The sequence below is a fragment of the Microbacterium sp. JB110 genome, from assembly GCF_003335195.1.
Classification (GTDB): domain Bacteria; phylum Actinomycetota; class Actinomycetes; order Actinomycetales; family Microbacteriaceae; genus Microbacterium.
On sequence record NZ_QPGM01000002.1, the window covers coordinates 12,697 to 33,129 of the forward strand.

The 20,433-nt window shown below is 67.9% G+C and carries 20 protein-coding genes and 1 tRNA gene; 12 read left to right on the top strand and 9 right to left on the bottom strand.

The genetic code is table 11. From position 1 onward, the window contains the following. The first annotated feature begins 99 nt into the window (after positions 1-99). Positions 100-684 (top strand): isochorismatase family protein, encoded by a 585-nt coding sequence (locus CIK77_RS03500; RefSeq protein WP_087056086.1) that lies wholly within the window; start codon positions 100-102, stop codon positions 682-684. A gap of 69 nt (positions 685-753) precedes the next feature. Here CIK77_RS03500 and CIK77_RS03505 read toward each other — a convergent pair whose 3' ends face one another. After that, positions 754-1,485 (bottom strand): MgtC/SapB family protein, encoded by a 732-nt coding sequence (locus CIK77_RS03505; RefSeq protein WP_087056087.1) that lies wholly within the window; start codon positions 1,483-1,485, stop codon positions 754-756. A 128-nt stretch (positions 1,486-1,613) separates the two neighbouring features. Between CIK77_RS03505 and CIK77_RS03510 the strand changes: the two genes are divergently transcribed. From CIK77_RS03510 to CIK77_RS03530, 5 genes are all read left to right on the top strand, one after another. Beyond that, positions 1,614-2,174 carry a DUF421 domain-containing protein gene (locus CIK77_RS03510; protein ID WP_087056088.1) on the top strand — a complete coding sequence of 187 codons (561 nt, stop codon included), beginning with the start codon at positions 1,614-1,616 and terminating at the stop codon, positions 2,172-2,174. 66 nt (positions 2,175-2,240) lie between these two features. Continuing rightward, a tRNA-Lys gene (locus CIK77_RS03515) sits at positions 2,241-2,313 on the top strand. Positions 2,314-2,755: 442 nt separating this feature from the next. Beyond that, entirely contained in the window at positions 2,756-4,057 is a 1,302-nt protein-coding gene (locus tag CIK77_RS03520; protein WP_249268694.1) for a Na/Pi cotransporter family protein, read from the top strand. A 10-nt stretch (positions 4,058-4,067) separates the two neighbouring features. Then, positions 4,068-4,481: a hypothetical protein gene (locus CIK77_RS03525; RefSeq protein ID WP_087056090.1), complete on the top strand. Its 414-nt coding sequence runs from the start codon at positions 4,068-4,070 to the stop codon at positions 4,479-4,481. Next, a complete protein-coding gene (locus CIK77_RS03530) occupies positions 4,478-5,458 on the top strand; it encodes a substrate-binding domain-containing protein (RefSeq protein ID WP_087056091.1) in 981 nt (326 codons plus the stop codon). Before CIK77_RS03525 ends, CIK77_RS03530 begins: the two co-directional genes overlap by 4 nt. Positions 5,459-5,479: 21 nt before the next feature. Here CIK77_RS03530 and CIK77_RS03535 read toward each other — a convergent pair whose 3' ends face one another. From CIK77_RS03535 to CIK77_RS03560, 6 genes are all read right to left on the bottom strand, one after another. Next, positions 5,480-6,115: a phosphoribosyltransferase gene (locus CIK77_RS03535; protein WP_087056092.1), complete on the bottom strand. Its 636-nt coding sequence runs from the start codon at positions 6,113-6,115 to the stop codon at positions 5,480-5,482. A 61-nt stretch (positions 6,116-6,176) separates the two neighbouring features. Continuing rightward, the gene (locus tag CIK77_RS03540; RefSeq protein WP_087056093.1) at positions 6,177-7,574 is read right to left on the bottom strand and encodes an NAD-dependent succinate-semialdehyde dehydrogenase; all 1,398 of its coding nucleotides are present in this window, start codon (positions 7,572-7,574) and stop codon (positions 6,177-6,179) included. Next, positions 7,571-8,779: an ectoine hydrolase gene (gene doeA / locus CIK77_RS03545; RefSeq protein WP_087056094.1), complete on the bottom strand. Its 1,209-nt coding sequence runs from the start codon at positions 8,777-8,779 to the stop codon at positions 7,571-7,573. Before doeA ends, CIK77_RS03540 begins: the two co-directional genes overlap by 4 nt. A gap of 1 nt (position 8,780) precedes the next feature. Then, on the bottom strand, positions 8,781-10,046 hold the full coding sequence (locus CIK77_RS03550) for an aspartate aminotransferase family protein (protein WP_087056095.1): 1,266 nt from the start codon (positions 10,044-10,046) through the stop codon (positions 8,781-8,783). A gap of 34 nt (positions 10,047-10,080) precedes the next feature. Further along, a complete protein-coding gene (gene doeB2 / locus CIK77_RS03555; protein ID WP_212647518.1) occupies positions 10,081-11,310 on the bottom strand; it encodes a N(2)-acetyl-L-2,4-diaminobutanoate deacetylase DoeB2 in 1,230 nt (409 codons plus the stop codon). A 243-nt stretch (positions 11,311-11,553) separates the two neighbouring features. Next, positions 11,554-12,234, bottom strand: a complete 681-nt coding sequence (locus CIK77_RS03560) for a fasciclin domain-containing protein (RefSeq protein WP_087056333.1) — start codon at positions 12,232-12,234, stop codon at positions 11,554-11,556. A 173-nt stretch (positions 12,235-12,407) separates the two neighbouring features. Here CIK77_RS03560 and sigK point away from each other — a divergent pair, with 173 nt between their 5' ends. Then, positions 12,408-12,998 (top strand): ECF RNA polymerase sigma factor SigK, encoded by a 591-nt coding sequence (gene sigK / locus CIK77_RS03565; protein ID WP_087056096.1) that lies wholly within the window; start codon positions 12,408-12,410, stop codon positions 12,996-12,998. Then, positions 12,995-13,786 carry an anti-sigma factor gene (locus CIK77_RS03570; RefSeq protein WP_087056097.1) on the top strand — a complete coding sequence of 264 codons (792 nt, stop codon included), beginning with the start codon at positions 12,995-12,997 and terminating at the stop codon, positions 13,784-13,786. The genes sigK and CIK77_RS03570 overlap by 4 nt, the downstream gene beginning before the upstream one ends. 158 nt (positions 13,787-13,944) lie before the next feature. On the opposite strand, the gene CIK77_RS03575 is transcribed toward CIK77_RS03570, so the two are convergent. Next, on the bottom strand, positions 13,945-14,676 hold the full coding sequence (locus tag CIK77_RS03575) for a SurA N-terminal domain-containing protein (RefSeq protein ID WP_087056098.1): 732 nt from the start codon (positions 14,674-14,676) through the stop codon (positions 13,945-13,947). 187 nt (positions 14,677-14,863) lie between these two features. On the opposite strand from CIK77_RS03575, the gene CIK77_RS03580 reads away from it, so the two are divergent. Both CIK77_RS03580 and CIK77_RS03585 read left to right on the top strand, forming a co-directional pair. Further along, positions 14,864-16,285: a phenylacetate--CoA ligase family protein gene (locus CIK77_RS03580; RefSeq protein WP_170934221.1), complete on the top strand. Its 1,422-nt coding sequence runs from the start codon at positions 14,864-14,866 to the stop codon at positions 16,283-16,285. A 97-nt stretch (positions 16,286-16,382) separates the two neighbouring features. Next, positions 16,383-17,813: a mannitol dehydrogenase family protein gene (locus tag CIK77_RS03585; RefSeq protein ID WP_087056100.1), complete on the top strand. Its 1,431-nt coding sequence runs from the start codon at positions 16,383-16,385 to the stop codon at positions 17,811-17,813. A gap of 109 nt (positions 17,814-17,922) precedes the next feature. Here CIK77_RS03585 and CIK77_RS03590 read toward each other — a convergent pair whose 3' ends face one another. Then, positions 17,923-18,894, bottom strand: a complete 972-nt coding sequence (locus CIK77_RS03590; protein WP_170934222.1) for a DMT family transporter — start codon at positions 18,892-18,894, stop codon at positions 17,923-17,925. A 163-nt stretch (positions 18,895-19,057) separates the two neighbouring features. On the opposite strand from CIK77_RS03590, the gene CIK77_RS03595 reads away from it, so the two are divergent. Both CIK77_RS03595 and CIK77_RS03600 read left to right on the top strand, forming a co-directional pair. Further along, positions 19,058-19,459 (top strand): PadR family transcriptional regulator, encoded by a 402-nt coding sequence (locus tag CIK77_RS03595; protein ID WP_087056102.1) that lies wholly within the window; start codon positions 19,058-19,060, stop codon positions 19,457-19,459. A gap of 1 nt (position 19,460) precedes the next feature. Then, positions 19,461-20,420 carry a permease prefix domain 1-containing protein gene (locus CIK77_RS03600; RefSeq protein WP_087056103.1) on the top strand — a complete coding sequence of 320 codons (960 nt, stop codon included), beginning with the start codon at positions 19,461-19,463 and terminating at the stop codon, positions 20,418-20,420. Positions 20,421-20,433 lie beyond the last annotated feature (13 nt).

Genomic DNA, 20,433 nt, shown 5'->3' on the forward strand with positions numbered 1-20,433 from the left:
GCGTCGGCTTGCCCTACGCGAGACGACGCGCACAGGCGGCTGTTCTCCGGGGATCCGACGAGCGTAGCCTGGGACGAGGCACCATCCGAGGGAGACGAGATGAGCCGCGGCCTGCTGATCGTCGACGTGCAGAACGACTTCACCGAGGGCGGCGCGCTCGCCGTCACCGGCGGTGATGCCGTCGCGCGCGGCGTGAGCCGGTTCCTCGCCGAGCGTGCGGGGGAGTACGCGGCGGTGATCGCCTCTCGCGACTGGCACGACGGCGCGAACGACAACGGCGGCCACTTCGCCGAGGGGGAGCCCGACTTCGTCGACACGTGGCCGGTGCACTGTGTCGCAGGCACGGAAGGCGCCGACTACGACCCGCTGTTCGATGCCTCGGCCGTGACCCACCACGTTAAGAAGGGGCAGGGCGAGCCGGCGTACTCGGCGTTCGAGGGCACCACAGAGGCGGGCAGTACGCTCTCCGCGCTTCTCACCGATCTCGGTGTCGTGGAGATCGATGTCGTCGGCATCGCCACAGACCACTGCGTGCGGGCGTCGGTTCTCGACGCGATCCGCGACGGGAGGGCGGTGCGCGTGTTCACTGACCTGGTCGCGGGCGTCGCCCCCGATTCGAGCGATGCCGCGCTGGCGGAGATCCGCGCGGCAGGCGGAGCGCTGTCAGCATCCGGCACCGTCTGATCCTCCCAACGGGTCGGATCGCCCGCAGCTCCTGACCTGACCAGACTCTTTCGGCGTCTCCGTGGCGCGTCACACCGAGTCGTCGTCGTCGGCGTCGTGCGATTCGGCGCCCCGCACGGAGACGCGCTCCACCCCGGAGAGATCGAGCAGCGGCGGCACCAGCTCCCGCATCGGCTGCTGGCCGTAGAAGTGCACGTCGACGGTGACCAGCGCCCGATCGTCCTCCGTGCTGCGACGACTCCTGACCACCGAGCTGCTGAACCCCATCGCGGTCGCCGCTTCGAGGACGTCGCGCAGCACGCCGCCGCCGTCGATGTATGTGATGCGCAGCACGCGGTGCCGATCTGGGGTCGGCAGACGCCGGACGACAGGGGCGACGACGAACAGCGTCACCAGATGCAGCACCGTCAGCGCGGCCGCCAGGGCGAGCAGCCCCGCGCCGCACGCCATGCCCACGGCGGCGGCGACCCACACCGTCGCTGCCGTGGTCAGCCCTCGCACGACGTTCCGCCCCTTGAAGATCACGCCGGCGCCGAGGAACCCGATGCCCGACACGATCTGTGCCGCAATGCGCGAGGGATCGAGCGACGCGTCGTCTCCGAGCACCATCGCGAAGCCGTAGCCGGAGACGAGGGTGAACGCGCACGACCCGAGTCCGACGAGCACGTGCGTGCGGTAGCCGGCGCTCTTCTGCCTGACCTGCCGCTCGAGCCCGATCAGCGAGCACAGCAGGAACGAGGCGACGAGGAGTTCGATCTGGACGCCCGTCGAGTCCGTGAAGAAGCCGATCAGCGGGTCCATGCATCACCTCCACGTCTCGGGACGCTGATCTTCACAATGCCCGTGCTCCGCGGGGAACTCAAGAGCACGAGCCGGATGACGCCAGGGGCAGGACTACCCTTGGTCTGTTGCGATCGGAAGGAACATCGGTGCTCGAACTGCTCGGAATCTCGTGGCTGGAAGCCGGCGCGGTCGCGCTCGCGACGATCGGCATGTACCTCGCGCTGGTCGTGCTCGTGCGTGTGCTCGGCCAGCGGATGCTCTCGGGAATGTCGAGCTACGATCTCGCCGCGGTCATCGCGTTCGGCGGCATCATCGCCCGCGCCGCTCTCGGCGAGTCGCCGAGGCTCGGCGGCGGCATCGTCGCGATCGTGACGCTCGTGCTGCTGCAGGCGCTGTCCGGGGTCATCCGGCGTTCGACGTTCGGGGCCAGGCTGGTGGTGAACCGTCCGGTGCTGCTGATGGCGGGCCCCCGAGTGCTCGAGAAGAACATGGGGCGCTGCCACGTGTCGCATCCGGAGCTGAACTCACGCCTGCGGCTGGCCGGCGTATCGCATCCCGACCAGGTGGGTGCGGTCGTCTTCGAGCCGTCCGGCGCGCTGAGCGTCATTCGGTCGGGCCAGTCGATCGATGAGGGCGTGTTCGACGGTGTGATCGGGGCGGAGGAGCTGGGGCGGCCAGGTCAGGCGGATCGATCCGGATCGATCTGAGCAGAAGCGGGCGACGAATCTGCGGGGTGCATCTGCACGCGTGAGGTTCGAGTAAAGTTGGACACCGGGCCTATAGCTCAGTTGGCAGAGCATCGGACTTTTAATCCGCGGGTCCCGGGTTCGAACCCCGGTGGGCCCACTTTCTCTGGCCCTCACCTGTGACGGGGTGGGGGCGTCGGTCCCTCCGAAGAATCATCCGCGGGGGCAGAACCGTCTCGGGTGCTGTTTCCACGCCTATGCGGAGTCCGGTTCGTCGTCATGAGGCCCGGTGTGCGTCTGATCCTCGCGGGCCTGCTCGCCGGCGCGCTTGTGTGTCTCCTGCGCGGACTTCGCGCCGCGCTTCTGCTGGGCGCCGTGCGCTCGCGATCAGGTCGTGGCATCTGCCCGATTGTCGAGAGCGGAGAGCCGTGCGTGCTCATCGACGGGCACAACGGGCCGCACAGGGGGAGCAGTGACGTCGGATCCTCGGGGCCGATTCCCCTCTTGCCCAGCCGCAGGCGGAATCTCGTTCACCCGATATTCAGTCAGCGTTCCGGACCGAACGGGTGTGCCGCAGGCTGCTTCCTTGTTCCAATGGCCTCGTGCCCACCAGCGACGCCGAGCGGCGGATGAGTCAGCAGATGTCAGATCGGCAGAATGACGTTGCTGATGATCCGACCGATGAGCACGGTTCAGTGATCACACGGCATCCTGACGAGGCAGCCACGTCAGCGCCCGCCGAGGAATCACCGCTGCGTGGCCCCTTCGACGCCTTCGTGCCAGAGGGGCGAGTGCGATCGGTCGTCAACTGGCTCTCCGTCGTCCTCTCCGTCTACGTGCTGATCTCCGCCGTCGGCGTCATCGGCGCCGGCTTCAAGGCCGCAACCGGTGGCCAAGCCGAGGCGCTGTTCGCATTCGCCAGCAACCCGCTCGTGGCGCTCATGGTGGGTGTCCTGGCCACCGCGGCCACCCAGTCCTCCTCCACCACGACCTCGATCACGGTCGGTCTTGCCGCCGGCGGGCTGCCGCTGGAAGTCGCCATCCCGATCATCATGGGCGCCAATATCGGCACCACTCTCACAAACACTCTCGTCAGCGTCGGAATGATCCGGAACAAGGACGACTTCCGACGGGCCTTCGCCGCCGCCACCGTGCACGACTTCTTCAATCTGATCGCCGTCGCCATCCTGCTCCCGCTGGAGGTCGCGACGGGCTTTCTCCAGAGGATCTCCGGGTGGCTCGCGGATGCTCTCACCGGTGTCGGCGGCGTGGACACCGACAGCGTGGACGTGGTCGGAGCAGCGACCGCACCGCTGAAAGAACTCGTCGGCTTTCTCACGGAGCCCCTCGGAGTGCCGTGGGGAGGGGTGATCACAATCGTCGTCGGCGTGGCACTGATCCTGGTCTCGATCACCTTCATCGGGAAGGTGCTCAAGGTCCTCATGGTGGGACAGGCGAAGAAGGTGCTGCACGCCGCCATCGGCCGCGGTCCGCTCAGCGGGATCGCCTCCGGGGCCGTGGTGACCGCGATCGTCCAGTCATCCTCCACGGCCACCTCGCTGATGATCCCTCTTGCCGGTTCAGGCACCTTCTCCCTGCGCCAGGTGTATCCCTTCACCATCGGGTCCAACATCGGCACCACAGCCACCGCGCTGCTGGCGGCGCTGGGTCTCAGCGGCGTCGATGCTTCGGTGGGCCTGCAGGTGGCTCTGGTGCATCTGTTGTTCAACGTGACGGCGATGGTGTTGATCTTCGGGATCCCGTTCCTGCGGACGATTCCGATCAAGGGCGCCACGTGGCTGGCGAACCGATCTGCCGAGAACAAGTTCTTCGCGGCGCTGTGGGTGCTCGGCGTGTTCGTCGTCGTGCCGGGCCTGCTCATTCTCGTCACCACCATCTTCTGAGAGGTCGATCATGAACACGCAGCACGCCGACGGGCTCGGCCCCGAGGATCGGGGTGACCGAGCCGACGAGCGTTCACCGCTGACCGAGGCAGATGTGCCGCTCTCCGTCGAAGAGATCGACGCTGCACTCGTCCGGCTGATGGCCGAGACCGAGGAGACGGTGACCCGGCTCCGCGCCGAGTTGGCCGAGCGTCGTCAGCACGAGGCGCAGCATGCCGAGATCGAGCGCCTCGAGCACCACCTGGCCGAGGCGACGGTGAACTGGGCGAAGGTGAAGGAGTTCTTCGAGGAGGTGCTCCGGGACCTGATCGGACGCCGCACCGGCACGGCCGGACCGGAGGAGCCTGGCGGAGCTGCCGGGGAGGGGAGCCCGCACGGCGACACGAACCCGAGCGGCACCGAACCCGGAACGGAACAGCGATGAGCACAACGAGCGCGATGACCCGCCGAGGTCTTGCCGCCATCGGAATGGCCGCATCGGTTGGGCTGGCGCTGACGGCCTGCGCGCAGGCTGCAGCATCGGACCGGATCGAGATCTCCGGTTCTTCCACAGTGGCACCGATCACCGAGCACGTGTCCAGCACGTCCGATTACGCGGTCTCCGTGACAGCGGAAGGGTCCGAGGACGGGTTCGCCCGCTTCTGCGCCGGGGAGTCGGCGATCAACAACGCCTCCGAGGCCATCCCTCAGGAATACATGGATGCGTGCGCTTCCGCCGGAATCGAGTTCATCGAGCTGCCGGTGGCGTGGGACGCTCTCACCGTGGTTGTGCACGCAGACAACGACTTCGCGCGGGACATCACCATGGGCGAACTCGCACAGATCTGGTCACCGGACTCGACGGTCGAGACCTGGCAGGATGTGCGCCCGGAGTGGCCGGACGAAGACCTGAATCTCTACGGCCGCCCCGCTGGATCAGGAACGTTTGCCACGTTCGCCCACGAGATAAACGGGGCGGCGGGGGAGATCCGAGAGGACGTAGAGGCTTCGGACGACATCGCGGAGCTCACCGGCTGGATCGCCGAAGATCCGGATGGGATGGGCTTCATGGGCATCGGCAACTATCTGGGCAGCGCTGAGACCCGCGACGACCTGACCACCGTGAGCATCGATGGGGTGGCCCCCTCGCTTGAACGTGCGCAGGACGGTACGTACTCTCTGGCCCGGCCGCTGTTCATCTACGTCTCCACTGCCGCACTGGAATCTGAGGACGTGACCGGTTTCGTGGAGCACTACCTGGAGAACGCGCGGGCATCTGCGGCGCTGACCTTCTTCTACGCCCTCGACGGCAATCTCACTGCACTCGTACAGCAGCGATTCACCGACGAGGTGACCGGCTCGATGTTCGACGGCGACCCGTTTGCCGACCTGGACCTGGCCGAGGCGCTCGCACACCGATAGGCACCTGCCCCGCTCCCGGCATCATTCACCGCCCGAGCGGAGGATGTCGGTGACCTCGCCGTCATCTACCTGCGTGAAATCGACGTAGTGCATGCCGACGGACATGAAGTCGCGCGGCTCGGTGAGGCAGAAGGTCTCATCCGCCTCGTCGAAGGCCCCGGATGTCCCGTGCGGGGCCACTGGGACGGCCAGCACGATGCGCTCGGCACCCTGAGCTCGCGCGACTCGGCATGCGGCTCGTGCGGTGGCGCCGGTCGCGAGGCCGTCGTCGACGACGATCGCCTCGCGACCGACGAGGGTGATACGCGGTCGTCCGTCGCGGAACAGCGCCGTCCGTCGCTCGACCTCCGCGCGCTCCCGCATCTCTGCGCGGTCCACCTGCTCTGCCGAGATGCCCGCAGCCGTGATCACCTCGCGGTTGAGCACGATCGATCCGCCCTCGCCGACCGCACCCATCGCGAGTTCTTCGTGCCCTGGCATGCCCAGCTTCCGCACCACGAGCACATCGAACGGCGCGTCGATGAGGCGCGCGACTTCGTCTGCGACGGGCACCCCGCCTCGCGGCAACCCGAGCACCACCGGATGGACGAACGACCGATCGGAGAGCAGGCCTCCGAGCGCGAGTCCCGCCTCCCGTCTGTCCAGGAACCTGGTCATCCGGCACCTCCTGCCTCCTTCCGGCGTACCCGGTGGAGGGCCCGACGTCAACCGGTGCCGTTCACCCTTCTCGCTTCGGGCCGAGCCAGACCTGCTGTGCGTTCACGAACTCATGGATGCCGTGCGGGCCGAGCTCGCGCCCGAATCCGGAGCGCTTCACTCCTCCGCTCGGCAGGCGCGGGTCCGTCTTCACAATGCCGTTGACGGCGACCTGCCCCGCCTCGATCTCAGCCGCCATCGCCGCACCGCGAGCCACGTCACCGGTCCACACGCTGGCCGCGAGGCCGTACGGTGTGTCGTTGGCGACCGCGACCGCCTGCTCTGCCGAGTCGACCGGGATGACCGCGGCCACGGGGCCGAACGTCTCCTCGACGCACGCCGTCATGCGCGGCGTCATGTCCGTCAGCAGCGTCACCGGATAGAAGAATCCCTGCCCTTCGGGGATCTCGCCGCCGAAGTGCAGCGTCGCGCCCTGCTCGATCGATTCGACCACCTGGCGGTGCAGTCCTTCGCGCAGGTCGGCGCGGGCGATCGGCCCGACATCGGTCGTCGCCTCCCGCGGGTCGCCCAGTCGCAGCGCGGCCAGCCGCTCGGCGTAGAGCGCGACGAACTCGTCGTACACCGCGCGTTCGACGATCACGCGCTTCGCGGCGATGCACGACTGGCCGGCGTTGATCTTGCGCATCACGGTGATGATGTCGGCCGCATGTTCGAGATCGGCATCCGCCAGAACGATCGCCGGGTCGGAGCCGCCCAGCTCCAGCACCGCCGGCTTGATCTGTCGCGCCGCCATCGAGGCCACGGCGCCGCCTGCCTTCTCCGAGCCCGTCAGCGACACCGCCTTGATCCGGTCGTCGCGCAGTGCGCGCTCCACCAGATCGTGACCGATCGCGACGTGCTGCAGGATCGCCTCCGGAGCGCCGTGCTCGGCAGCGACCTGCGCCACGACGTCCGCGATCGCCTCCGCACATCCCGGCACGTGTCGGTCGTGCTTCATCACGGCGGTGTTGCCCGCCATCAGCGCCGGTGCGATGAACCGGAATGCCAGCCAGAACGGGGCATTCCACGGCAGCACGCCGAGTACGGGACCGAGGGGGAGATGCTGCACGTAGGAGCGGGTCGCGTCGCTGGGCAGGTCGACCGGCGCGAGGTACTGCTCGGCGTGCTCCGCATAGTGCTCGGCCGCCCAGCAGGCCTTCTCGACCTCGCCGCGCGCCTCGACGATGGGCTTGCCCATCTCCTCGGTCATCAGCATCGCCAGCCGCTCCACGTCGCGGCGCATGGCGGCCGCGACGCCGTTGAGCACCTTGGCACGGTCGGCATACGACCAGCGCCGCCACGCGTCGTACGCGTCTTCTGACCGCTGCAGCGCGGCATCGAGCGCCGTCTCGTCCAGGGTCGGAATCTCGCGCACGACCCGTTCGGTCGTCGGGTCGATCGCGGTGAAGGTCTCCGTCATGATGCTTCCCCTTCCAGCGCGTGCAGGCCGACGTGCTCGCCCGCATCCTTGACAGTGAAGTCCTCGTCGAGTGTGAAGAACGACTCGCATCCGGTCTCGGTGATCCGGATGGTGTCGGAGATGCCGACGGTGCGGGTGCCGTCGACGCCCCACATCCACGGGATCACGTGGAAGGTCATGCCTTCGTCGAGCACGGAGTTGCCTCCAGGCATCAGACTGAGGATGTAGCCCTCGTCCCAGGCGGGCGGGAACGCGATGCCGATCGAGTAGCCCGCACGGGTCACCAGATCGGCCTGGATGTCGTTCTCCGTGATGATGTTGCGCACGATGGAGTCGGCATCCGAGACTGTGAGGCCTGGCCTGAGCGAGCCCTTGAGCTCGCGCAACGCTGTCTTCATCCGTTCCTGCGCCTGCGCCATCGACGGCGTCATATCGTGCAGCAGCACGGTGCGCATCATCGCCGTGTGATAGCGCCGGAAGCACCCGCCGACCTCGAGGAACACCGCATCACCTGACTGCAGCTGGCGGCCCTCCCACGTCGCATGCCCGATCATGGTGCGCGGGCCGCTGGTCACATACGGCATCACGGCTGGATACTCGCCGCCCGCTGTGAACATGCCGCGGGAGATCTCGGCGGCGACGTCGTTCTCCGTCGCACCGACTTCCGCCGCGGCGATTCCCGCGCTCATCCCCGCCTCGGTCGCTCTGGCCGCCTTGCGCATGATGTCGATCTCGGCGGCGGACTTGCGCACGCGCCCCTCCTCGACGATGCCGAAGCAGTCCATCAGCTGCCCCGTCCGGTACGAGGTGTGGATGCGGTCCTGGAAGTAGGCGGGGAAGAAATAGCTGTTGCGCTCGTAGCCGACGTGTTTGCCGGTCAGCCCGAATTCCCGCATCGCCGCGACCAGCTGCTGGATCGCGTCACCGGTGTCGGGGTAGGGGCGCGTCAGCTCCACCCACGTGCGTTCGATGACGTTCGACTCCTCCATCTGTCGAGTGATCATGAACGGTTCGGCTTCGAGCGGCACCACGAGAGCCTGGAAGAACGAGTACCCCGTCGTCTGGTAGTCGGTGAGGTACATCAGGTTCTCGGGGTCGGTGATGATCACCGCATCGAGCAGGCGCCGCTGCATCCGGTGCCGCAGCTCTTCGATGCGGCGCTGATACTCCTCCGGCGGGAACGTCATGTCGTCGCGCATGCGCATCTCACGCACCTCCTTCGCTTGCGGCCGTGATGGCGGCGTCGAGAATCTCGAGGCCCTCGGTCAGGTCCTCCTCGGGGATCGTCAGCGGCGGGATCAGCTTGATCACGCGCCCCCCGGAGCCGCACGGCCCGATCAGCAGGCCGTTCGCGAACGCCTCGGCCTGTGCTCTGGCGGCGACCGCGCCGTCGACGACGTCGAGCCCCTGCATCATGCCCTTGCCTCGCACCTGCCATCCGAGATCCGGATGCCGCGCTGCGATCGCGTCGAGCCGCTCGGCCATGACGGCACCCTTGGCGTCGACCTCGGTCATCAGGACGTCGTCGGTGAAGTAGTCCAATGCAACGGTGCCGGCCACGAACGACAGGCCCTGCCCCCTGAACGTGCCGGTGTGCGCGCCCGGCGCCCAATGCGCATCCACCTCCGGCTTGTTGAGGTTCATCGCGATGGGCGTGCCGAAGCCGCCGAGGCCCTTCGCCAGCGTGACGATGTCCGGATCGAGGCCCATCCCGTCGAAGCTGAAGTAGGAGCCCGTACGGCCGCACGCCGCCTGGATGTCGTCGATGATGAACAGCGCGCCGGTCTCGCGGGCGAGCCGCTGCACCTCCTGCAGCCACTCGGCGCTGTGCACCCAGACACCGCCCTCGGCCTGGACCGACTCGACCAGGAACGCCGCAGGCGGTCGCAGCCCGGATGACGGGTCGGCCAGGGCGGCACGGTAGGCCTCGAGACCTTCGAAGCCGCCACCGGAGGCGAACTCGTTGGGCAGTCGCACCACGTGATCGAGCGGAACACCCGCCCACTTGCGGAACGCCTCGTTGGCGGTCGCGGCGAGCGACCCGAGCGTCATTCCGTGGAATCCGTGCGAGAACGCCACAACGTCGAGCCTGCCGGTGGCGAGCCGAGCGAGCTTGAGAGCGGCCTCCACGGCGTTGGTGCCGGTCGGCCCCATGAACTGCATCTTGTGGTCCATGCCGCGCGGAGCCAGGATCACGTCGTGGAACTTCTGCACGAAGTCGCGCTTGGTCGTGGTGTAGGTGTCGAGGCTGTGGGCGACTCCGTCGGAGGAGATGAAGTCGATCATCGCCTGCTTCATCTTCGGATCGTTGTGCCCGAAGTTGAGGACGCCTGCGCCCGCGAAGAAGTCGATGTAGCTGGTGCCGTCCTCAGCGACCTGGCGCGCATTGGACGCATGTGAGAAAACGGTCGGATAGGCGCGGCAGTAACCGCGGATGTCGGACTCCCACTGCTCGAACGGACTCATGTCCATGATCGGACTCCTTCCAGGTCGATCTAGATCTCTCTCACCTCTTGCTGTTTCCTACCGCCCCGGGCCTGGCTGGCACGGGGAGCTGCGGGGCGCCTGCCAGGCGCGCGTATGCGCCGACGACCGGCGCGATCAGGGCATCGTCGAAGTCGTAGTGCGGGCTGTGGCACGAGTGCGGCGACCCTGAACCGACCAGCGCGAACGCACCGGGCACCTCGTCGAGGTAGTAGCTGAAGTCCTCCGACGCCATCACCGGAATCGGCACGTCGGAGGTGTGGTCTTCTGCGCTGAAGGTCGCGGCCAGTTCGGGGGCCAGAGCTGTGCGCAGCTCGGCGGCGGGCTCCGGATGATTGACCGTGGCGCCGTAGCGGTTGGTCGTCTCCGTCGCGGCCGTGACCCCGTGAGCGCGCGCCGTGGCGTCGGCGATCTCGACGATGAGTGCGAACACCTCGTCGCGCACGGCGATGCTCGGCACACGGATGCTGCCGCTGAGCCTGGCGGTCGCCGGTGTGACGGTGGGGCTGCTGGGGGCGTCTATCGAGGTCACCGCGACGACTGCGGCCGTCTGCGGCGCGAGGCGGCGGGCCACGATCTGCTGCAGCGCGACGGCGATCGCCGCGGCCGCGAGCACGGGGTCGCGGGTGGCCTCCGGCTGGCTGGCGTGCCCGCCGATGCCGGCGACCTCGATCGTGAAGGTGCCGTTGGCCGCCATCACCGGGCCATCCGGGCATGCCATCCGACCGCGGCCGAGCGCCGGCCAGTTGTGCCAGCCGAAGATCACGTCGACGCCGTCGAGCGCCCCGTCGTCGATCATCGCCTTGGCACCGTGACCGCCCTCCTCGGCCGGCTGGAAGAGCAGACTCACGGGGCCGGGGAGGGCGTCCTCGTGCGCGGCCAGCCAGCGCGCCGTCGCGGCGAGCACGGCCGTGTGACCGTCGTGACCGCAGGCGTGCATCGCGCCCTCGCGGCGCGATGCCCATTCGACGCCGGAATCCTCATCGATCGGCATGGCGTCGATGTCGCCGCGCAGCGCCACGTGACGGCCAGGGGCATCCGGGGCCAGCACCGCCACGGTGCCCGTGCCGGCACACGTGCGCCAGGTCACACCGATCGCGTCGAGCTCCGCGCGGATGCGGGCGGCGGTGTCGTGCTCGGCCCAGCCGATCTCCGGGGACCGGTGGAGGTCATGGCGCAGTACGGTCGCAGAGTTGAGGAGCTCCTGCAAGGCATCCGACTGGTCGACGCCGCTGAACCGAACTGATGGCAACTCGCCCCCTTCGCCTGATCCGCGACCGAATCTGCACGGTCACCTTGATGTCGACCGTAGACCCCAGACGGTGGGTTTGTCAGCAGGAAATCGAAGAAGATACCCCCGCGTGACCGACACGAAACACCGCGGACCGAACCGTGCACGGCCAGCGATGAGCGCGCACACCAGCAAGACGAGGCCCCCGGAGCATCAGAAGAGCTTCCGGGAGCCTCGCAGCACCGTCGATGGCGATCACCGTGGTTACATCGGCATCAGGACGGAATCGATGAGATAGACGGTTGCGTTGGCCGTCTGGACGCCTCCGCAGACCACGTTCGCATCGTTGACCGTGATCTCATCGCCGGAGCCCATCACCTCGAGGTCGGAGCCTTCCACGGTGGTGTGGGTGCCCTCGATCTCGCTCGGTGCGATCTGGCCTGGCACGACGTGGTAGGTCAGGATCGACGAGAGCATGTCCGCGTCGGTGCTGAGCGTGTCCAGTGTCGCCTGGTCGATCTCGGCGAACGCATCGTCGACGGGAGCGAACACGGTGAACTCGTCGCCGTTGAGAGTGTCGACGAGATCGACATCCGGGTTCAGCTCGCCGGAGACGGCCGAGACGAGAGTCGTCAGCATCGGATTGTTGGACGCGGCGACGGCGACGGGGTCCTCCGACATTCCCTGGATCGAACCGGCACCGTCCGGAACGGCATCGGCGTAGGCGGTGCATCCGGGGCCGACGAGATCAGCGGCGGGGTCAGCCATGTCGTCGGTCTCCTCGTTCATCCCCTCGTCGGTGCTCTCCTCGGGAGCAGTCTCCTCGGTGGTGGGGGAGTTCGTCTCCTCGTCGTCAGTCGCATCGGTGCTGCAGCCGGTCAGACCGGCGACGGCGACCAGCGACAGTACGGCTGCGGCGGTGAAAGCAGACTTCTTGGTGATCATTTCGTTCTCCTTGTGATCGGACGCCCGCTCGAGGCGAGACATCTTCGGGCCTTCACTGGGTATTCGAACTGCACGCCAGATCGGATGGGAACTCGTTCTCAGCGCTGCCGACGCGCCCGTGCAGAGGGCCGAGGCGGAGTCGGAACGTGCGCACGTGAGGCATGCTTGTGTGCATGGTGATCGACGGCATCGAGATGGAGGAGCACTCCGGCGACCCCGGTGACTCCATCGCAGAATTGCTGCTCCGGATCGCTGAGCGCGATCAGGCGGCGTTCGCGGGCCTCTACGACGCACTCTCGTCACGCATGTTCGGACTCATCCTGCGCGTCCTCGTCGATCGTGCGCAGAGCGAGGAGGTTCTGCAGGAGGTCTTCCTGGAGATCTGGCAATCCGCCTCGCAGTACTCTCCGAATAAGGGGCAGGGCAGGACGTGGGTGCTCACGATGACGCACCGTCGTGCTGTGGATCGCGTGAGATCGGCGCAGGCCAGCGTCGAGCGCGATGTGCGGATCGGCATTCGCAACGTGGGGGTGGAGTTCGACGGCGTCGCGGAGGACGTCGAACTTCGTTGGGAGGGACGACGTGTGGTGCATGCCCTTCAGCAGCTTCCGGAGAAGCAGAAGGAGGCGTTGACGTTGGCATACTACGGCGGGTACTCCCAACGCGAGATTTCGGCGCTGACGGGAACCCCGATCGGCACGGTGAAGACGAGAATGCGTGACGGGTTGTCACGACTGAGGTCGAAGATGGGGGTAATGGCATGAGCGAGAAAGATCTCGATGAGCTGCTCGCTGCTCGCGCCCTCCACGCACTCGACCCGGAAGATGAGCAGCGGCTCGACCGCGCGCTCGCCGGTGACCCTGAACTGCGCGAGCGAGCCGAGCACGACGAAGAGACTGCCGCGCTCCTCGCTGAAGCGACCGTGGAGGTCGAGCCTCCCTCGTTCATCAGGGACGCACTGCTCACCCGGATCGCGGAGCACCCCTCGGCGCCGTCCGTCGATTCCGAGGCCGGCGCCGCGCAGGAGTCGGGCGCCACCGGCTCGGATTCCCCCGACGGCGACGGCGACGGCGACCGCGGACCGGAGCGGAAGCGTCGTCGTGGCCGCCGTCGTTTGTGGGCACTCGCGGCCTCGATCGTCGTGGTCGCCGGTCTCGGGGGCGGTGCGATCGTGGCGACGCAGCTGCTCGAACAGCCTGCCGCGGTCGAGGCTCTCGACCAGATCGAGGTCGCCGCTGACGCGCGCAGTGCCGCTGAGGATCTCCCGGGCGGAGGCACGCTGGACGTGCACTGGTCGTACGAGACGGGCCAGGCGGTCATCGTCGCCGATGACGTGCCCGCTCTGGAGGACGGGAGCCAGTACGAGCTCTGGTTGGTTCGGGGCGAGGTTCCGATTTCGGCCGGTGTGTTCAACGGCGGGGCGGATGAGCCGAAGCTCCTGGAGGGCGACCTCTCTCAGGGTGACATCATCGCCGTCACGGTCGAGGACGAGGGCGGATCCGCGACGGGCGCGCCGACGACGGAGCCCATCGTCGCTGTGCCGACCGCGTAGGCGAGCTCCCAGTCTCCGCTTCGCCGTCCACCGGCGGCCCGACACCCTCCCGGCTCGCCCTCTCGCCGAACGTCACCCTTGTGAACGAGCGTGCACCTCAGATCCGGATCTGAGGTGCACGCTCGGTCGAAAAGGGGACGCTCGCGGGGCGCGGGGTGCTACAGATTCACCTCGATGTCGCTCTCCTCGCGCCGCTGGTCGAGGATCTCCTGCATCGCGGCACTCTGCTTTTCCGTCACCGCCTGGTCGGCGAGTTGCCCCTTCACCTCGTCGAACGGGGGGAGGGTGTCTTCGTTGCCCTGCGTCTTCGCCTGCTCGACGAGGGTGTCGTACTGGGCACGCAGCTCCTTGTCGCCCGGAGGTGTCAGATCCGCGTTCGCCTCGATGTACTGCTCGAGCTCGTACTGGTCGGCCGCATCCTCGCGCACGTCGTCCTCCGACATGCCCTGGTCCGCGAACGCCTCGTAGACGGCGTCGACCGATTCGAGGCCGCTCTGGTCGGCGACGTTCTGCAGCACCGACTCGATGTCGTCGGGCCCGGCCTCGATTCCGGCTTCCGCGGCGCCCTGCATCAGCAGCCGGTTGTTCACGAGAAAGTCGGCGACCTGCTGCTTGAGCTGCTCAGGGTCGACCTCCTGGCCCGTCTGCTGCTGGGACATGGTCGCCTGCTGCAGCTGGCTCTCGTAGGTCGTGGTGAACTCTTCGAGGCCGATCTCTTCGTCATTGACGACCGCGACGACGTCGGGCAGGCCGTCGAGAGCGGAGTCGGTGGAGCCTTCCGCGGATTCGGACGGCGCGGGGTTCTCTTCCTCGGGGTCACCTGAGCTGCAGCCCGTCAGGGCGAAGACGGCGACGATCGCTCCGGCGAGGAGCGAGCGTGGGACAGACATGGGGCCTCCAGCTTTTCGGTGCATCCCGCGCGACGCTACACGCCCCGACGGCGCACGCGGTCAGGCATCGGTCAGGAACCGGGGAGCGCTGGGTGCGCCGATCCCGTTGATGCGAATTCTCTCTCCGGTACCGGGTCTTGGTGGCAGTCTGCCAGCAGACACACTCACACGAGTCGAGGAGGACCCGATGGGAACAGCGCAGGCGACGCGTGCCGAGGACACTCGGAACGCGTGGAAAGACGTGCTGGCGAAGCACCATGAGGACCGCAGCGAGCCGGTCAGCGAGCAGTACTGGTCGGAGAAGGACACCTGGTCGCGCGACCGGATCCGTGAGGTGCAGGACGAGAAGATCGCTGCGGTTGCGCCGTTCCTCTATGAGAACAGTCGGTTCTACCGCAATCGTTTCGACCGGCTCGGGGTCGCGCCGACGGATGTCGCCGACGTCGACAGCATGGTGCGCAACTGGCCGGTCGTCACCAAGGACGAGATGATGGCCGACGCCGAAGCGCACCCGCCGTACGGCACGTACACGACCTGCGGCGAGGACGAATGGAACGACCGCGGCTGGATGCTGTTCTCCTCATCCGGATCGACCGGCACCCCCCGCGTATTCCGCTACACGCACTTCGACCGCGAGTACTGGGAGCAGGCCAACGCCCGCGCGCTCTACTCGGGAGGGCTGCGCAAGGGCGACTCCGCGCTGCGCATGGTCGGCTTCGGTCCGCACGTGTTCGCGTGGGGCGCGCAGCAGTCGTTCACCAAGCTCGGCCTGCCGACGATTCCGGCTGGCGGACTCGACAGCAAGGCGCGGGTCGGGATGATCGACCGCTTCCAGCCCCGCGTGCTGATCGCCACGCCTTCGTATCTCCTGTACCTCGGCCGCACCATGCAGGAGATGGGCCTCGACCCGGCGAAGAGCTCGGTGCGGTGGCTGCTGCAGGGAGGCGAGCCGTTCTCCGGGGTGGCGGGCACGCTCGAGCGCATCCAGGAGCTGTGGGGCGCCAAGACGGTCGAGTTCTACGGATGCACGGAGGCGGCCCCGCACTGCGGCGGCTACTCGTGCCCGGAGTACGAGGCTGGAGACGAGCGTTTCCTGCACCTGATGGAGGACATCCAGGTGTGGGAGACGATCGACCCGGTCACGCAGGACGTGATGCCGGATGGGGAGAAGGGCATCACCGTGTGCACCAACCTCAACTCCGAGAGCTCCGCACAGCTGCGCTTCGTGGTCGGCGACTACACCCGTCTCTCGCGTGAGGCATGCGCGTGCGGGCGCAGCCACATCAAGGCGATGGGGTGCATGACCGGACGCGCGGACGACCTGATCAACCTGCGCGGCATCAAGTTCTTCCCCGTGCAGATCGAGGAGGCCGTGCGTGCCGTCTCAGGCACCGGCGACGAGTTCCAGATCCGGCTGTCGACGCTCGACAGCGGCCTCGACGTGATGACCGTCGTCGTCGAGCACACCGACTCCGCTGCCGGGGAGGCGGTGGCCAGCGAGGTGCGCACGCGCTGCGAGATCCGCGCCGACGTCGAGGTGGTCGCCCCCGACACCCTCCCCAAGACGGAGATGAAGGCCAAGCGCGTGGTCGACCAGCGCGGCAAGTAGGGGAGGCACCGCCCCCGCGCGCCGAGCGCGGGTCGGAGGCCTGCTCGCGAGGGCGTACTCTGGTTCAGTCCGCCGTCCCTCAGCGCCGAGGAGAACCATGACCGCGCTGTCCCGCCAGACCCTCTCGCAGCTGCCAGACTCCGTGGCGCGGCCGAGCTATCTCGATCGCGAGCCCAGGGTCGGCATCGCCCACATCGGTGTCGGCAACTTCCATCGCTCGCACCAGGCGATGTACGTCGATCGCGTCCTCAACGAGACCCCGGATGCCCCATGGGCGATCTGCGGCATCGGCGTGCGCGAGGAGGACAGAGGCCTGCTCGACGCGCTGCGCAGCCAGGACGGCCTGTACAGCCTGAGCCTGTTCGAGTCGGATGGCGCCGTCACCTCGCGGGTGATCGGCTCGCTGCGCGAGTTCGTGCTGGTGCCGGATGATCCGGCAGCCGCCGTCGCGCGTCTGGCCGATCCGGACATCCGGATCGTGAGCATGACCATCACGGAGAGCGGCTACGTCGAGGACCCGGAGAACTCCCGCACGGCGGGCGACGACCCGGTCGTGCGCGCCGACGCCGCTGGCGATTTCGCCGCGCCCCGCAGCGCGTTCGGACTGATCGTCGCGGCCCTGCGCGCCAGGCGCGAGGCGGGGGTGCCGGCCTTCACGGTCTCGTCGTGCGACAACGTGCAGAACAACGGCACGGTCGCCAAGCGCAGCGTCGTCGCGACGGCGCGCCTGGCGAGCGATGAACTCGCCGACTGGATCGACCGGAGCGTCGCGTTCCCGAGCACGATGGTCGACCGGATCACGCCGCGCGCCACGGCGGCTCAGCTCGAGACCGTCGCGAGCCTGCTCGGCGACGTGACCGATGCGGCGGCGGTCGTGGCCGAGCCCTTCGAGCAGTGGGTGCTCGAGGAGAACTTCGCCCTGGGCCGACCCGCGGTGGAGAACCACGGTGCGGTCTTCGTCGACGAGATCGACACCTATGAATTCATGAAGCTCCGCCTGCTCAACGCGGGCCACCAGGTGCTCGCATACGTCGGTCTGCTGCGAGGCCACACCTACGCACACGAGGCGATGGCTGATCCGGATGTCACGGTATGGCTCGAGCGCTATTGGAACGAGCTGGCGCTGCCGACGACCGAGCTCCCCAGCGGCGTCGACGGTGCCGAGTACGTGCGCGTGCTCGCCGAGCGCTTCGGCAACCCCGCGATCGCCGACACGCTGGAGCGGCTCGCGACCGATTCCGGCGACCGGATGAGCAAGTTCGTGATGCCGGTGCTGACCCAGGCGCGCAGCCGCGAGACGTTCACCGAGGTCGCATCACGGATCCTGGCCAGCTACGCGGTGGCGGTCTCGGAGACCACATCGCCTGTGATCCTCGCCAGCGTCTCGGACGAGGTGCGTGCCGCACTCTCCGACGAGGCGAACCCGGCGGGCTTCCTCGCCGCGATCGACTGGCTCGCCCCGCTCGCCGTCGACGCGCCGTTCCGCGACGCCGTCGCCGCACAGGTCCGCACCCTCCGCTCCCGCTGACCCGCGTCGTCTTGCGAGCGGACCCTTTCGTATCGAGTGGACCCCTTGAACCCGCCCTGGTCCACTCGATCACAGGGGGTACGCTCGCGGGGTCTGCGCGCGTGCGGTGTCAGGCGGTGCGGTTGCGGGTTCGGGGGATGTTGGTGACGAGGACGCCGGCGAGGACGATGGCCATCGACAGGTAGGTGGTGAGGTTCACCTCGGCGTGGGCGGAGTGGAAGGTCAGGTCGATCACGAGGGAACCGAGCAGGTTTCCGAACAGTGACATCAGACTCAGCAGCAGCACCCCGAGCCGGGCGACGGTCATCGTGGTCACGCCGATGAACACGACGCCGAGCACTCCGCCGATGAGAGTCCAGCTCTGACCGGGTATCTCGGGGAGGCCCTCGATGCGCGCGCCGGAGGCGAACAGCGCCGCGGCGCAGACGAAGAGCAGGGTTCCGCCCGTGACGAAGTTCGTCAGGTTCGCCGTGATCGCCGACCGTGCGAGCACGCGCAGCCGCCCGTTGAACGCCTGCTGGAACGAGAGCATCGCGCCGGCGATGAACGGCAGGATCGGCGCCCACAGCGGCACTCCCTGCACCAGCACGTCGACGGCCGACAGCGAGATGCCGACCAGCACGACGATCGTGCCGAGCACGCGCCACAGCGTCGGAGGGCGTCGTCCGCCCGGCGGGAGCGATGTGTTGTCGACGCCGAGCGCCGCGGTGAGCTGGCCCGAGATGAACGCCATCGTGAACACCGATACGCCGATGAGCGGAATCGTCAGAGCCTGAGCGAGCACGATCATGGCTCCGCCGATGCCGCCCAGCATCATCCACCATGGGAACTCGCCGGTGCGCACGGCCCGCCACGCGCGGACGATGCCGGCGCGCGCCGTCGGCGCACACGCGGCGACGACCACCAGGATCACCAAACCGGACAGGAAGGAGAACGCCGCGGCGAAGACGCCGTAACCGAGCGCATCGCCGAGCTCGCCGTTGGCGGTGCCCTGCACCGACATTCCGACACCCGCGCCGATCGTCGCGAGCGCGGCTAAGAAGAAGCCGGATGCCGGAGCGCGCGTGCCCTGCGTGCTCACGCCCGAGCTCTCCGGTGCGAGGGCGCACCGAGTGCGCGGACCGGACAGGAGGAAGACGGGGAGTGAGCGAACATGCCGCAGCAAGTCTTTCATGGTCGGGGGAGCCGGATGTCGATGCCTGCGTGCTGGACAATAGTGTGTGACACACAGTATTGTGTTACGTATGAACGAGGAGTTCGACGCCCACCTGCAGGAACTGCGCCGCGGCACGATCGTGCTGGCGTGCCTGCGCCTGCTGCGCGAGCCCGGTTACGGGTACGGCCTGCTCGAGCAGCTCATGCGGCACGGCTTCGAGACCGACGCGAACACGCTCTATCCGCTGCTGCGCCGCCTGGAGAAGCAGGGACACCTCGTCAGCGAATGGAGCACGGCTCAGGCTCGCCCCCGCAAGTTCTACCGAACGTCCGACGAGGGTGAGCGGCTCGCCGACGCGCTCACCATCGACTGGGCCGCGCTGACGACATCGATCGCATCGCTCGACGACTCAGCGGAGAGCGCTGCGACTCCCGACACCACCGACGACACGTCCGCCCGGCGCGGCGCGCCGACTGACAAGGAGCACTGACATGTCCGCGACACTGACAGACAGATACATTGCCGCGACGCTCCGCGGCGTGCCCGCGGAGGCGCACGACGACGTCAGGAACGAGCTGACCGGATCGATCGCCGACGCCGTCGAAGCACGCATCGAACAGGGCGAGAGTCCGGATGAGGCCGAGCGAGCCGCGCTGAACGAGCTCGGCGATCCCGCGGTGCTGGCGGCGGGTCTCGCCGACCGGCGGCTTCAGCTGATCGGCCCGCGCCACTACCTGACGTGGCTGCGCCTGCTGAGGCTGCTCCTCGCCATCGTGCCGGCGAGCGTCGCCGTGCTGGTGGCGCTCGGATACGCGATCTCGGGTGCGGACGTCGGCGACATCATCGCGGAGAGCATCGTCTCCGGCATCACAGCGGGGCTGCACGTGTGCGTGTGGACGACGCTCGCCTTCGCTGTGATGGACCGGCTCGGCGCCGCCGGTTCCCCTCGGTGGAACGTCGACCGGCTGCCGGAGAATCGGTCCACGGGGAGAGGACTGGCCGACCTGATCGCCGTCGCCATCCTGATGCCGGTTGCGGCGTTCGCGTTCGTGTGGGATCGGTACTTCGGCTTCATCTTCCTGCACGGTGAGGCGTATCCGATCTGGAACCCCGCGCTGTGGCCGTGGTGGATGGCCGCCGTGTTCGTGCTGTTCGCGATGGCGATCGTGGTTCAGGCGGTCGTGTTCGTCCGCGGGCGGTGGACCACTCGCATCGCGATCGTCAACACGGCGCTGCAGGTGATGGGCGCGAGCTGGTTCCTCACGCTGCTGGGCCGTGGCGAGCTGTTCAATCCCGAGATGCTCGAGGTGCTGATGGTCGAGAGCGGCGTGACATCCGAGACGCTGCGCGTGCTCGCGGTGGTATTCGGCTTCTTCGGAGTCTGCGCGATCGCGGCCGGGGGCATCATCGATTGCTGGCTCAAGACCGCCCGCGATGCGCGGACTGCGTAGGCAGGACGTCTGG